This is a genomic window from Alteromonas sp. 76-1 (assembly GCF_900654235.1).
Taxonomy (GTDB): domain Bacteria; phylum Pseudomonadota; class Gammaproteobacteria; order Enterobacterales; family Alteromonadaceae; genus Alteromonas; species Alteromonas naphthalenivorans.
Map to the genome: position 1 here is coordinate 965330 of NZ_LR136958.1, position 14320 is coordinate 979649.

Sequence of the window (14320 nt, forward strand, 5' to 3'; positions counted from 1 at the left end):
ATTTTAAAAGGAACACACAATGCATCCATTATTTAAAAAGCCAGCAACATTCAAAAAGCATGCCCTAGCACTTGCTGTGCTAAGTAGCGTAGGCGCGCTATCTTTGCCTACGTTTGCGCAAGAAGTATCGCAAACGAATACAGCGGAAGATGACGTTATCGAGCAAATCGTAGTGAGCGGTTTTCGTAGCTCATTAATAAAAGCTAAAGACCTTAAACGCGATGCGCTTGGCTCACAAGACTCTATTGTGGCGGAAGATATTGCTGACTTTCCTGATTTGAACTTAGCCGAATCGTTACAGCGTATTCCTGGGGTGACTATTACCCGTGAAGCCGGTGAAGGGCGTCAAATTTCACTTCGTGGCCTGAATGCTGATTTCACGCAAGTTCAGCTTAACGGTATGGAAGCATTAGGTACGTCTTCATCCGCTATGGACAGCCGCGGCACCACCAACACGTCACGTTCGTTTGATTTTAATATTTTTGCGTCTGAGTTGTTTAATCAAATTGATGTGAAAAAGTCATACTCTGCTGATATGGACGAGGGTGGCATTGGTGGTACGGTAGCGCTGCATACCGCAAAACCATTTGATTACGACGGTTTTAAAGGTGCAGTGAGTGTACAAGCAGGTCAAAATTCACTTACTGAAGATACAAGTCCACGGATAGCGGCTTTAGTGTCTAATACGTGGGGCAAATTTGGTGCATTGTTCTCTATCGCTTACAGTAATCGTGATACCAGTGAGCAAGGTTATAACACCTATCGTTGGCGCCCAAGAACAGACCAAGGCTCAGATATATCGAGCTTGTCTGAAGCCGATCAAGCCGCGGTCGAAAGCGGAGATTTACGCTTTTCTCGAGGCAGTCGTTATTCGCAGTTTAATAGTGACCAAACGCGTACAGGCGCAACAGTAGCCCTACAATACCGTCCGAACAGTGATTTATCATTTGGTATCGATGCACTTTATGGAAAACTTGAAAGCGATAGAAAGGAGTATCACCTTCAAAACCGTGGATCGAGTTCAACAGCATTGGGTTGTACTGGTCCAGATTATGACGATGGTTCACGCTACTTTTGCTCAGAACTCGTAGACCTAGAATATAACGGCAACAATGAAGTTATTTACTCACAATGGGCCAATGCAGCCCTGCATTCTGAAAGCCGCAGTCAAACCACTGAGACTGAAATTACGCAGGTGGTACTAAATGCTGATTGGGTAGTGAACGATGATTTATCGCTTTCTGGTCTGGTTGGTACCATGAGCAGTGACTACACCAGTAATAGCGCTAAGGTGTATTTAGAGTCTTTTGCTGATATGACCATTGACTATCGCGATGACCGTTTTTACGGCAATAACTCATATATTGGTGATTACGATCCTACAGACATCAATGAATTTCGCTATCACGAAGTGGACCTTGCAGAAAATGAAGTGAATAACAGCTTTGATGTGGCTAAGTTAGATGCAGATTACGCGTTAAATGATCAAAGTAGCCTGAAGTTTGGTGTGTCAATGAAGCAGTTCGAACACGAAAGTGGCGATGTTCAAACCGCAAACGTACTGCGCAGCGAATGGCAAAGTGGTGAGATTTCAGACATTGTGGATGCAAGCTACACATTTGTTAATGATAACCACGAAAAACAAAGTTGGCTAAGTGTTGATGTAGACGGTGTATTAGATAGCTTCAGTGTAAACAGAGACTTAGCTGCGTCGCCAACCCCAGATAAAGTAGAAGAAGAAACCCAAGCTGCCTATGCAGTGTATGAGTTAGATATGTTGTTGGGCGATAGTGAACTTCGCGCTAACGTAGGCCTACGTTATTACAATACCGAGATTAACTCTAGCGGATTGGTCAACGGAGCAGAGTACGTAACCGTAACCCGAGAGTACGACGGGGTACTACCGGCGATGAATGTGGCGTGGTATGCCACAGACAATTTAGTGGTTCGTGGTAGTGCGGGTAAAAACTTAACACGCCCTACGCTTGGAAGTTTATCGGTAAGTGGTACGGTAAATACAGATCCGTTGTCGGGCTCAAGTGGCTTGAACATTGGTGCCGGTAACCCCGCATTAGAGCCTTTTGAAACGTTGAATATGGAAGTGGGAGTAGAGTACTACTTTGATGAAGTGGGCTATGTGTCTATGTCACACTTTCGCAAAGACATTGAGAACTTTATTGCCAGAACAACGGTTAATATTCCTTATGGCGATACAGGTTACCCGCTGGCGTTAATTGAAGGTACCGTTGACGAAAACGGCAATCCACAAACCCCTGATACGCTTTATAATTTCTCACAACCACAAAACCTTGATGATAGCGATTTCTCGGGATGGGAATTTGGCGTGCAGCGAGATTTTGATTTCCTACCTGCGCCGTTCGATAATTTTGGGGCTATTGCAAACTATACGTACGCCGATGGTGACTCGCTACACAACATTTTAGTTGATGGTGAAACGGTACAAGTATCTCGACCTTTCTACGGACTATCTGAGCATACTTACAACTTTACCCTTTATTTTGAAACTGAAACTTGGGGCGCACGTGTTTCAACTGCCCATCGCGATGACTATTTAGTGACGGTTGAAACCTCAAGTAGCGATCAAGATGAAGCTGGATTTCATGGCTCTACTTACTGGGACTTTTCGGCATTTTATAACGTCAATGATGCGTTAAAAGTGAGCGTAGAAGGGGTAAACCTGACTAACGAGCGAGAAGAACAGTATTCAGATTCAGACGACAGACTTTACAATACTACGGTAAGCGGTAGAACGTTTTACGTAGGCTTTACCTACGCAATGTAACGGCAACGTATACATCGACACTGATGTGAAAGTAGTGAAAGATAAGGCACCTTAGGGTGCCTTTTTACTATTGTGAAATGCAGAAACGACTTAATGGCGAAAAGTAACACCAAGATAAAAGTTTCTTCCACTGAATGTGGTGTTATAAGCGCGATGTGCAGAGTCAGTATATTGCTCTTCTCGCTCGTTAGTCAGATTAGTAGCTTCGGCTCGTAACTCCCAATTTTCGCCCAAGTGATAGGCGACAACGGCATCCAAATAAACGCTTTTTTCAAATCCTGTTTCGTCTTCATCAATGATGGTCTCATCGCCGATACGCGCTAAATAACTATCGCGGTAGGTTGCAGATAATCGAGCGCTCAATGCATAACTTTCCCAATACGCGGTAACGTTAGCCAGCCAGGGCGATAAGTAGGGGAGTGAGGTATATTGCAGCTTCTCACCAGTCACAGCACTAAAATATTGTACCTGTCCATGGGTGTAGCTTAGATTGGTAATAACACCTATTTTGTATTCAGGATGCCACGGCCATGACGTTTCCAATTGGCAGCTTCCTTCTAGTCCATATAACCACGCGCGCTCTGTATTCGCTGTGGTCACTCGTTGTACTAGCGTATTCGCATTTATGGGGTCGCCCGTCCAGTTCGCGTACTCAGGTGTGTCTGAAAACGCTACTGTTTCAGAGGTATAAACAATGTAGTTATCTAAGTATTTGCTAAATGCCGATAGTGAAAACTGATTGACGCCGCTGGTATATTTTTCAAAGGCAATATCTAGGTTGTAGGAGGAGTAAGGGCGCAAATTTTGGTTGAAACCATAAAGCGAGTTAGTCTCGGGCAGGTATTCCACTGGGCGGGTAATATCATTTAATTGTGGGCGACCTATACTGCGACTCAACGCTAGTCGGTATAGCATATCTGGCTGTAATTCATAGGTAATATTCAATGACGGTAGCCAGTTAGTATAGTGAATGTTAGGCACGTTGCTGACCAAAGAGCTTATATTATTCACTTCAGTATTTTCGTATTCAACGCGTAAGCCGCTGTTAATATGAAAACGGCCAATTTCACGTTGCCATTGCGTAAATAAGGCAACGCGAGATTCGGTGACTTTGCTTTGATAGTGTGAAGGAAGCTCGTGGGTAACACTGTTTATATGTTGAAGTGCTTGGGTGTTGGTCGGCAAATTGAAATATCGAAATACATTGTTGGTATCAAGGGTTAACCAATGTAGCTTTGGGTGAGTGGTAAGTGTTGTACTATGTACTGCTGGAACTGCGCTATTCACGCTAGTGACGCCGTTGCTAGTCGTTGTTCCTTCTGGCACACCATTGAAATAAGCTGCCCATTCCTCGTCTAAAAAGTTCTGGATATTGAGTAGCTCTGACTCGTTTTCGAACCTAACCGCGTCTACTCCCCATTGCCATGAACGTGTTATTGAGGGCTCGAAACTCAGCGTATATTTGGCATTTATGAATTGGGTAGAGGTAAAGTACTGCTCACTATCCAGTTCTTTCATTCGCCAGAACGTAGGTTGAGTTAAATCGTGTGAATAGGTGATATTGGCAAAACGACTATCTTGACGATAATCAATGGTGACGTCGGTAACACCTTGCATATAGGCTTTGTTGCTAGTGGGAATGTCGTAAGATGCGCCTTCCCATCCCAGCAGTAAATGGCCTTTCCATGTGCTGTTAATATCATGATGAGAGTTCATTACCCACTGATTGTAGGTAGTTGAAACTTTTTGAAAACGACTTTCTGTGCCTACTTGAGCTTGACGGTACGCCGCATATACCAATTCATTCTTCTCGTTCACTTCGGCAGCAGTAATAACCGTTTCGCCCTCTATAATTGGGGTTGAGTGATAGCCTCTAGGATAAAGATGGTACTCAAAGCGGTTGCCACTTAATCTACCGTAGAGCCAGTCGAAGGTAGCATGGTGACGGGCAGTTTTATATTCTAACGAGGCGCCCACGCCTAGCCGTTTCATGTCGCTTTGCCATACCGAATAACGATTTCCCCGCGGGACGCGATACTCGCCATTATTCCAAGCCTCAGTAAATTTTTGGGGGAGCTGTGAAGTATCAGCCCCGTCGGGTGGGATCACCCGCCAGCGAAACGTATTTGCGCCCATTTCCTGCGATTCACGGGCCCCGTAACTTACTGAAAAAAGTGCGCCCCACTTATCGTTGGTTGAAGACACCATTGCCGAAAGTTTTTTTGATAAATGATCGCTAAATTGATTATTTCCAATTTGTTGTGTAATGCCCCAATGTAAGCCTGGATTGTCAAATGGATGGGCGGTTTCAAGCGCTGCAATGCCCGCCATGCCGCCAGAGGCTTGGTCTGCCGAATAACTTTTAAGTACCTGTATCTCACTAAACAAATCGCTAGAAAATAAATTCAAATCAAAAGTTCTATCTTGTTGTTTTTGTTGCCGACTATCCATTGGAGAGTCGTTATTGGCTAATACAGGCATGCCATTTAAGGTTACTAACGTAAAATCAGGATTTAATCCCCGTAACATTATTTGACGTCCTTCGCCTGCTTCTCTGGTTATGGAAATACCGGATATACGCTGCATCGACTCGGCTAAATTACGATCGGGGTAGGTGGCAATGTCGTGTGACGCAATAATGTCAGATATGACGCGGTTTTCACGTTTTCGCTTACCAGATATATTTAACGAGGCGCGTATGCCAGTAACAGAGACCTCTTCCATCGCACTGTCGTTAACGTGGGTTTCAGGCGCTTGAACAAGCGTGAATCCGTGTGGCTGAATAAGGTACGAATAGCCCGTATGTTTCAGCAATTGAGTTAATGATTCAGCGAGTGTGAAGTTTCCCTCTAGCTTTGGCGCTTCAATATTAGCAATGTGTTGTTGATTTACCGCAAAGGGAAGATTGAACTGTGTAGCAATAGCTTGAAGGCTTAATACTAGGGGTTGAGGCTCTAAAAATACCGGTTTTGTTTCGTTAGCGCCCAGTGCTGCTTGCACGGTAAAGCTTGTGTTGAAAAGCGCTAACAGACAGATGCACCAGCATGCAACAGGTGCCCGAGATAATGTAAAGCATGCTGTTAAAGCGTTATTCGCTCGCATCGTTTATCTGCATAACATCAGCGAGCAGTGTCAGTTAAAACAAAGCGATCTTGATGCTCTTCTAAAGTAAGACCTTGTGCGCTGGCTAACAGTTGTAATGCTGCTTCTGGTTCGGATAAGTTGAACCGCCCTGTTAGCAAGGCATCTTTATCAACGTTAATCTCTACAGGCTTTTGCAAATAACGCGAGAAGCGCTCTACCGCCAGATAAAGTGGCTCATTGAAAATATCTAGCCAGCCACTTCGCCATGCTGGTAGCTGCTCGTCAGTCAATCTAAAGGTCTGGCTCCACAGGTTGTTCTCTAAAACAATACCTTCACCTTTGATGAGAGTATGGGTTTTGTCTGCAATAATCTTCACAATACCGTCGTACACACGGATCACCGTTTTGTCAGAGAGCTTATCTATATCAAAAGCGGTGCCGACGACTTGTACTTTCACTTTATCGACGTTAACTATAAACGGCCTAGATGGCTCGTGTGCCACATCAAAATAGGCCTGCCCTTTACGTAAATCTACTTCTCTGAAGGTAGCATTATGGTTAACACTTAATTGTGAATCGCCATTTAAATATACCGCAGAGCCGTCGTTGAGTACCTGAGATATACGCTGAGCTTTTGAGGAGGATAGCTGCATAGTTTGTGCTAATAATGGTACGGCATTGTCAACGATTTCGGGTGAAGGTGTTGGTTGGTTTAGTCTTAAATACCCAACAAGAACAGCCACGGCAACAAAGCTTGCCGCCATAGCCCAATAGCTAACGTAGGGTTGGCGAGGCTTTTTATTCGCTGCGCTATCGTTCTTCAAGCTAGTATCATCACAACGGTTCGCGGCCACGTTAATTGCTGCCTGTGCAACCTCAGGCTGCCCAAATGCTTGGGCGATACGTTGAAACGCAATTTGATGCTGTTCTTCACTTAACCAAGCTGATAAGGCAATTTTGCCTTTTTCGTCTAACTCGTCGAAGCGGTCAAACCAATCAGCTGCCTGGTCTAAATGCTTTTGTTGTTCCATCTATGCCTCTGTTACCCGTCTACCTATTAGTAGAGTGTTTGTCGCCTAAAATGGGGACACGTATGAGTGGGTTTAGTGATTATTTTCTACCCAACCTGCCGCTTCCAATTTTAACGTAAGCTCTACCATGGCCCGGGTGAGATGTTTTTTGACAGCTTCTACACTTAAATTCAATGTATTGGCTATTTCATCGCGGCTCAACCCATCTACTCTACGCAGTATAAAAACCTCGCGACGCAAAGGCGACATATCAGACAGTACGGTTTCGATAAAGGCAAGCTTTTGCGCATTGTGATAGGTATTTTCAAGGCTATCATTAGCAGCTTCAAGTTCTTCGGTTTGCCAATCAACCGACGCGGGGAGTTTTTTGCGTTGATGATCGTAGAGGACCGACTTCGCCACTGTAATCATATAGGCGAGCGGATTGTCTAATTCTGAGTATTGAGCGCTTTTGCTGGTTCTAAGCAGGGTTTCTTGCAACACGTCATCAGCAACTGCATTATCGTTGGTAAGCCCACGGATAAACGCCCTCAACGCGTTATAGCGTTCAAAGCCGTCGTCTGTCGATAATATTTGCCAGTCTAATGTATTGGGTGGTTGAGTCACAAATAAACGTGTATATCTAAAATTATGTAAACAGAGTGTAGGTCACGTATATTTCATTGATATGACGACCGATTTTTCTTCCATGGGAGATTTGGTAAGCAAAGCGGATGTTGAGAGTAAACGAGAAATTCCAACATGAACTTTCAACGTTACTGGTTAATATGGGATGCAGTGAATTAATTTGGATGGAGTAAAGCCAATAACACGCATGTATCGCTTAGTTAAGCATGCCTACTTCTACCCTTTTGGTAAAAAGTAAAAGTAGGCATGTTGTAGACACTTTAGTGAATTTGCATATTATGCAAAATATTCTCTAAGCCACGTTGCTATTGAGATAGCAATGTTCTAGTCAAAAATAGGTTCAGACTAAAATGCACGTGGACTCACTTTGCATTAATTGTCGTCTACTTCCACATAAATGTCTTCACGTTCAACGTCAACCGTGGGTTCGGGTTGTTTTACCGCTACTTCGGGATCATCCTGTCTAACATCAACCGCTGGTTTGCCTGTTTTCACATTTACTTTAGGCTTTGCCTGCGAAACGGTAACTTCCGGTTCTGGCTGTTGGATAGAGATATCAGGATCGTTTGTGGTGATCGATACCTCAGGTTTAGGTTGTGTCACCGTAATTTGAGCCGGTTTTTGATTGATGGTAACTATTGCAGGTTTCTGAACCACAGAAACCTTATCGCCTTTGCGCTCAGTAGCTTGAGGTTGGCTTTCTGACATATAAGCTTGTAACTCATCTTTGTCTAATTCGCCGTTTTTGTTCACATCGTACTGTTCGATTACGGCGTCATAGTTTGTGTTTTGCTTTTCAACAGAAGCCATCTCTTGAGCAAAAATAGACGGTGACGCAGTTAGTACCGTAAGTGCTAGTGCAGTATTTAATTTATTGAATTTCATAATGTATATCCTCTTAAGCTGTAAAAATTGTCGTCAAATAAGCTGCTAAATTATTCACCGCTTAAAAAGTCTTCAATGGTTTGGCCCTTTTGCTGGATAGAAACAAACTGGCTGTCTGAATATTCAGGCAACTGTTCTACCTTCTTTTCAGAACTCCATACAATTTCATCATTCTCCAAAGATACTTCACTTAATGGCAGCACGCTTTTGCGAGAACCTACGCCCATTACACCGCCACTTTCTATTACAAGTGCGAGTTCATCGCTTCGATTGCTTCTAACAACTTGGTCAATGGAAGCAAGTTCTTCACCGTTAGGAGCCATCACATCTTTATCTTCTAGCTCTTGAACAGTTAAATGCTTCACATATGCGGCATCGCTATCTTCTCGAATACCACCATTTTCGTCCCGTCTAACAATGTTGATGTCAGGTTCACTTTTTTCGATGATGATTTCTGGTTCTTCTTGGTTTACGGTCACCTGAGGTTCAGCTGTTTCTACATTAATTTGCGGCTCTGCCTGAACAACTTGCACTTCAGGCTGCTGCTGTTGAATTCTAATTTCAGGATCTTGATATTCTACATCGACCTTCGCTTGACCGACGGCAACATCAACTTCCGGATCTTTTTGTTTTACATCTACTGACGGCGCTGGTTGTGTAACTTCAACATCAGTCTTACCCTTCACAACTTCTATTTCAGAATTAGTAGCCTCTTTATATTCCTGAGCCGATACAGAAAATGCGCTACTGCCTAGCGTTAAGGCGATAACACTCGCAATTACAGTAGGTTTTGAAAAAATTGATTGTCTATATTGATTGTTCATTAGATTGTTCCTTCTGATGTTGAATTTAACTACCTTTAAAATCTTGTCTACATCGTTATGACAAATTTGGTGAAGCAACTTAGCAGTAGCAACTAGCATACCTGGTGCAATACAACACCAATTACTTAGCGCTTTTCTTATCTTAAAGTCACGGCTAAGTTGTTTTTTTACAAGGATTTTTGTAAGTGTATAATTTTTATCAACAAGTTTTTTTTCACTTTTTTAATAACGTTGAAATTTACTTTAATTCGTAAGTTTTATTAGATTTGATGTGTAAATTATTTGCAATGAATTGAAATATAATCACGCTATTTCTTATTTCCTATTTCCTATTTCCTATTTCCTATTTCCTATTTCCTATTTCCTATTTCCTATTTCTTATTTGTTTTATAAATTCATTTTGATTTTTTAGCTTTTATAAAAGATATTTAGAATGGATATGATGTTGTAAAAGATATTTGATGGGGTGTTTTATATGAGTTAGCTATATTGGTTTAATGTTTGCGGAAATATTACAGTAAAGAAATGTAAATTTTTCATAAAGGCCATATTTAATTCATTCTCGGTAATATTTTCACTCAAGTAATCATTTTCACTTTATAAGGTTTTAGAGCTAATAAAAAGGCGTTAAACAATAGCTTGCAGACGTATTTGCAGACTGATTCAATGAAATTTTAAATACCTTTAACCGCTCTGGTATTGAATTTGCTGACCAATGAATGAACAACATTACATTTTCTTTAACTAGATCTTCTCTCATTGGAATAAGGATTCACCATGCGCAAAATCTGTTTGTTACTTCTCACCTCCGTACTCTCAGTGTTACCTGGGTTGGCGACAGCTCAAACTATCGTTGCAAGCTCTCCTACATCACTTTCTGGTCACTTTTTTGTAAGCATAATTGCTGGCGTTGCTATTGCGGTGGGTATCCAGTTTCTACTAAGTAACTTAGCTATCGCTTCAGGTATTAGTGCGATAGGCGATGTTCAAGATACCAGCGATAGCAGTAGTTCTAACGACTCGTCTTATTCAACAAAGAAAGTAGGGCAGAAATTGTCAGCAGCGTTAGGTATTTTTACTATCGTAACTATGTCGATTTCGCTTTTCATCGCAACCTATCTTGCTATTGAATTAAGCTTGGTAAGTACAGTGCTAAATGGCGCTATTCTAGGCGTAGTGGTATGGGCGCTATTTTTTATAACGGCAGTTGTAGTAGATATAAAATTAACCACTGCAGTGTGTGGAAACCTTTTAAGTTTTCTTCGTAAAGGCATAGCCGGCGCAAGTGATACCGTTGTCAGTGGATTTGCGAAAAGCGACCAAGCTAAAGCGCAAGGTTTCGCTAAGGAAACGGTGAAAGCTATTCATGAAGAGGTAAGAAGTGAATTTAATACATCGGATTTTGATAAAAAGGTAAAGCAATATATAGATAGAGCAACACAATCTCAATTCTCAGCAAAAGATTTACGTAAAGAAATGGAAAAGCTGATTAATGAAATTGAAGTGGAAGAAAAGTTAGAGACGAATGACTCTAATACACTGCGTAAACTCATTTTAGATATTGCTAGTAACAGACCTTCTTTAGATGAAGACCAAAAGAAAAAAATTGCTTCAACTTACGATGATATTAAAGGTGCTATTGGTAATAATAGTTCCAATCAAGACAGAGCAACCGAAGCGTTTGATAAACTGTCACCAGGTGATGAAGAAAAAGGGCGTCAATATCGCGCTAAATTTTCATCATATTTAGATGAATCAGACCAAGAAGAAATTACCCCTGAAAAACTTCAGGAAGATATGAATGCTATTTTTGATAACCCCAAAAACGCCCAGCGTGTCATTTCAAACAGAGCATCTAAGTTAGATAGAAATACGTTGAAAGCGCTTATTGAAAGTCATCCTAAAATGGACCCATCAAAATCTGAAAAGCTGCTTAGCACTTACGATAAAGTAGTGTCTAAATTTCAAAATAATGATGATTCATACGAAGAGCAGGTTGATAATCTTCCCGCTAAGCGTAGCCAGTTAGAACAGCGTGTTCAAAATTGGTTTGATAGTTTAGACAGACCTGAACTTGCGTATCGTAATCTGAAATCTGACTTCATGGATATGCTAGACAACCCAACCGATGCGCCAGAAATCGCACTTAGCAGAATGAAGAAGATGGATGAAAGATCACTTCGCGCATTGTTGACTAACAATGACCGCTTATCGAATGAAGATATTGACGAGTATATTGCTAAGTACAATGAAGCGCGCGAAGAGCTGATCACTAAGTTGGAATCGATGAAAGATGAAATCGATAGCCGTGTAACACAAATGAAGGACATGGCATTGCGTGAAACGGAAGCGGTTAGAGCAACTGCAGCATCGGCAGCGTGGTGGTTATTTGCAAGTGCATTAGTGTCACTCGCATCTGCAACAGTAGCAGGCGCTATTGCAACGAACCTCATCTAAAACGTTACTAACCTTCTATGAAAAAAGCGTTTACCGGAAGGTAAACGCTTTTTACTTTGTATTAGACAATTACTCAGGGCTTGCATGCTTTAAGTTTACTTAGAGCCTACTTAAAGCCTTATATGGCATTAATACCTTTCACGATAGTTTCACTTAATTTCACATAACAAGCCGTTATGCTGACAAGCGCTGTTTTTCGAGCTGTGTAGCGCTGTGCTGCACATGTGATGGATTAGGTAGTTGGCCATTGCTCGACGCATCATTACACATATCATCGTTGCTCGTACCGGAGAACGCATCGCTAATAGGCAAATTCATATCGCCATGTTCAAATAAATAATTACGTCCTGCTTCAACACCTACTTTATAGTCGTGGCGAAGATCGCTATCCGCACTGCCCAGTAATTTACTGTGTAATTTAGTACCTGCAAAAATTTGTATAATTTCCACATCCGCTGGAGGATTTGCGATAAACGCTAACTCTTGCTGATACGCTTGTTCATGCTGAACCAAGTAGTTAATCGTTTTTGGGCAATGGCCCGTTGCGCACACCAGTGATTTTAATTTGTGAAGCCATGCCGATTGAGCTTGAAAATTCACATCACCAGTACGAATAACCACGATTTTTCTAGCTCCCCGTTCGTAGGCCTCACGAACAGGTAGAGGTGCAGCTAAGCCGCCATCTAAATAATAATCTGATTCAGGTTGTGCTTGAGGTTGCGTATTCGCTTTGTTCTCGCTAACCGAAACCGCGTTGTATTCAGTAGTAAGCTTTACACCTTGTTTGTATAAAAAGGGTAAAGCACTAGAGGCTTTCAATAGTTCACGCCATTGATTACCACTGCCTTTGGGGCTTAAAAAATAAGGTTTACGATCGCGAGAATTTGTAGCGGTAATTAATAACTCTCTATTGCCTAAGCTTTCTTTCGCGGCCTTGAAATCTAAAATGCGATTCGCTTCTTTCGTTTTTTCAAAATACCAATCCAAATCGACAATATGCTTTCCCACTAAACCACGGCCTAATTGGAAGAATCGCTTATGCCGAGACAAGCCGCGAATTAAACGTTTTGCATAACCTTTTTGCCGCGCTAAAAAACTGGTTAAGTTTTGTGAGCCCGCAGACGTGCCAATGAACATGTCAAAAGGGTCGTAACCTGCTTCAAGCCAGGCGTCCAATACACCAGCAGTAAAAATTCCTCGCTGCCCACCACCTTCAGCGATAAGCGCAATTTTAGGGCGCTTGGTGGCATAAAGAGGAAAGGACGTGGGCGTAGCAGAGGAATTCATTTTGGTTGCCTGTTTAAATCTGTTTAGTTGATTTAAACAAGTATAAGGACAACTTTACTGTGTCGAAAATTGAAAGAATGAATCGGTGTGATAGGAAAAAACCTACAGGATGTTGGCTACCTGTTGCTGTATTGCATGTTCTATTATCTGTTTTGAATTTGCAGGGAGGTATTTCGTGTGTGCTTCGATAAAAATGGGGGTGGCGTAAATGCTTTTTATCGCCTCGTTTACTTTCTCAATAAAGGCAAGCGATTCAGGTGTTTTACCGCAGATAACGTGCCCAGAAACGAACTTTGGGTTGTTCGCGATAGCGTAACTTCTCATCTCGATAGGCTTAGTGTCGCCGAAGGCTCGATAGAAAGACGCGGGGAATATAAGAGCGAAATCAGCTTTGCCAGCAGCAAAAATTTTTGTAAAACGCGAGAAAAATGTAGGGTTGCTTAAAGTTATAACTTGTTTGGTGTCTATGTTACTTAAGTCATCATCCACCCGCTCACCATAAGAATAGGTTTCTGGTAGCACTATGGCCGATGCTTTATACGCGTCTAGTACTTTATGAATGCTAACTATTTCGCCATTCTCGTTTAGTAGCTCTGGAGCCAAAGGTGGCAGTAAGGAAAGCTGATATAACCGTTGGGTTTGAAAGAAGTTAAGCGGCAAGGAAATTGTGTACTTCTTTTCTCGCTCGGCTGATTTTATCTTGTTGATAACACAAACCGATTCGCCATTCTCTATCTGTTGGAATGAACGTTTAAGTGAGACTTCTAAAATAGGCTTATCGTAGCCTAAGGCATCAACCAATAATTGCGCCGTATCCACACTTGCGGAAAAGGGAGCATGTGGTTGATTAATTCTATTCGTTAAATTGTGGTCGTCAGTATGAAACGTTATTGATGATGTGTTAATAACGTTTCCACTTACTAATCCTGAAATAAGTGAGCTGAAAAGAAAAACGGCCAAGAGGGCAATAAAGCGCATAGTGAGAACAGTTGGTTACTCTTAATTGTTATGCCTAGAAGGGTAAACCTATTTCACTATTTTTAAAATACATAGTGCGCTATTTCATTTCACATGGGACTACATAGTTAATGCATGATTGAACTGTAGGCAGCGGTATTAACTGATTTTGGCGTGTTGTCATTACTGCTCAACTCGCTAGCTTCTTCAACTAATGCAGTCATCGCGTTAATGATATCAAGAAAGTTGGATAGCTGCTCTTGTGACAAATCATTAGATAGCGTTTCAATTTTACTGATAAGTTGTTTGGTTGGTAGGCGCATAGTGTCAAAATCTCGTTGTTCAGTGCGTATTAGGCACTCTTT

At 41.9% G+C, this 14320-nt stretch carries 10 protein-coding genes; 2 read left to right on the top strand and 8 right to left on the bottom strand.

Annotated elements, in window-relative coordinates:
- Positions 1-19: 19 nt before the first annotated feature.
- Positions 20-2803 (top strand): TonB-dependent receptor, encoded by a 2784-nt coding sequence (locus ALT761_RS04045; RefSeq protein ID WP_129736741.1) that lies wholly within the window; start codon positions 20-22, stop codon positions 2801-2803.
- Positions 2804-2893: 90 nt separating this feature from the next.
- Here ALT761_RS04045 and ALT761_RS04050 read toward each other — a convergent pair whose 3' ends face one another.
- The 5 genes from ALT761_RS04050 to ALT761_RS04070 all read right to left on the bottom strand — a co-directional run bounded on the left by ALT761_RS04050 (position 2894) and on the right by ALT761_RS04070 (position 9254).
- Positions 2894-5803 (bottom strand): TonB-dependent receptor, encoded by a 2910-nt coding sequence (locus ALT761_RS04050; RefSeq protein WP_172602844.1) that lies wholly within the window; start codon positions 5801-5803, stop codon positions 2894-2896.
- Positions 5804-5922: 119 nt separating this feature from the next.
- Positions 5923-6918, bottom strand: coding sequence for a FecR family protein (locus ALT761_RS04055; protein WP_129736745.1), 996 nt, complete (start codon positions 6916-6918; stop codon positions 5923-5925).
- Positions 6919-6990: 72 nt separating this feature from the next.
- Complete coding sequence (locus tag ALT761_RS04060) at positions 6991-7524, bottom strand: RNA polymerase sigma factor (RefSeq protein WP_129736747.1); 534 nt, start codon at positions 7522-7524, stop codon at positions 6991-6993.
- Positions 7525-7917: 393 nt separating this feature from the next.
- Entirely contained in the window at positions 7918-8430 is a 513-nt protein-coding gene (locus ALT761_RS04065) for a hypothetical protein (RefSeq protein ID WP_129736749.1), read from the bottom strand.
- Positions 8431-8480: 50 nt separating this feature from the next.
- On the bottom strand, positions 8481-9254 hold the full coding sequence (locus tag ALT761_RS04070) for a PRC-barrel domain-containing protein (RefSeq protein ID WP_129736752.1): 774 nt from the start codon (positions 9252-9254) through the stop codon (positions 8481-8483).
- Between the two features lie 777 nt (positions 9255-10031).
- Here ALT761_RS04070 and ALT761_RS04075 point away from each other — a divergent pair.
- A complete protein-coding gene (locus ALT761_RS04075; RefSeq protein WP_129736754.1) occupies positions 10032-11711 on the top strand; it encodes a hypothetical protein in 1680 nt (559 codons plus the stop codon).
- A gap of 174 nt (positions 11712-11885) precedes the next feature.
- Here ALT761_RS04075 and ALT761_RS04080 read toward each other — a convergent pair whose 3' ends face one another.
- The 3 genes from ALT761_RS04080 to ALT761_RS04090 all read right to left on the bottom strand — a co-directional run bounded on the left by ALT761_RS04080 (position 11886) and on the right by ALT761_RS04090 (position 14278).
- Positions 11886-12998: a patatin-like phospholipase family protein gene (locus tag ALT761_RS04080; protein WP_129736756.1), complete on the bottom strand. Its 1113-nt coding sequence runs from the start codon at positions 12996-12998 to the stop codon at positions 11886-11888.
- Between the two features lie 102 nt (positions 12999-13100).
- A complete protein-coding gene (locus tag ALT761_RS04085; RefSeq protein WP_129736758.1) occupies positions 13101-13976 on the bottom strand; it encodes a hypothetical protein in 876 nt (291 codons plus the stop codon).
- 107 nt (positions 13977-14083) lie between these two features.
- Positions 14084-14278, bottom strand: a complete 195-nt coding sequence (locus tag ALT761_RS04090; protein ID WP_129736760.1) for a hypothetical protein — start codon at positions 14276-14278, stop codon at positions 14084-14086.
- Positions 14279-14320: the final 42 nt, after the last annotated feature.

Coding starts and splice junctions, on each gene's coding strand:
- ALT761_RS04055 (WP_129736745.1), bottom strand. CDS start 6,918: ATGGAACAACAAAAGCATTTAGACCAGGCAGCTGATTGGTTTGACCGC.
- ALT761_RS04065 (WP_129736749.1), bottom strand. CDS start 8,430: ATGAAATTCAATAAATTAAATACTGCACTAGCACTTACGGTACTAACT.
- ALT761_RS04070 (WP_129736752.1), bottom strand. CDS start 9,254: ATGAACAATCAATATAGACAATCAATTTTTTCAAAACCTACTGTAATT.
- ALT761_RS04075 (WP_129736754.1), top strand. CDS start 10,032: ATGCGCAAAATCTGTTTGTTACTTCTCACCTCCGTACTCTCAGTGTTA.
- ALT761_RS04085 (WP_129736758.1), bottom strand. CDS start 13,976: ATGCGCTTTATTGCCCTCTTGGCCGTTTTTCTTTTCAGCTCACTTATT.
- ALT761_RS04080 (WP_129736756.1), bottom strand. CDS start 12,998: ATGAATTCCTCTGCTACGCCCACGTCCTTTCCTCTTTATGCCACCAAG.
- ALT761_RS04045 (WP_129736741.1), top strand. CDS start 20: ATGCATCCATTATTTAAAAAGCCAGCAACATTCAAAAAGCATGCCCTA.
- ALT761_RS04090 (WP_129736760.1), bottom strand. CDS start 14,278: ATGCGCCTACCAACCAAACAACTTATCAGTAAAATTGAAACGCTATCT.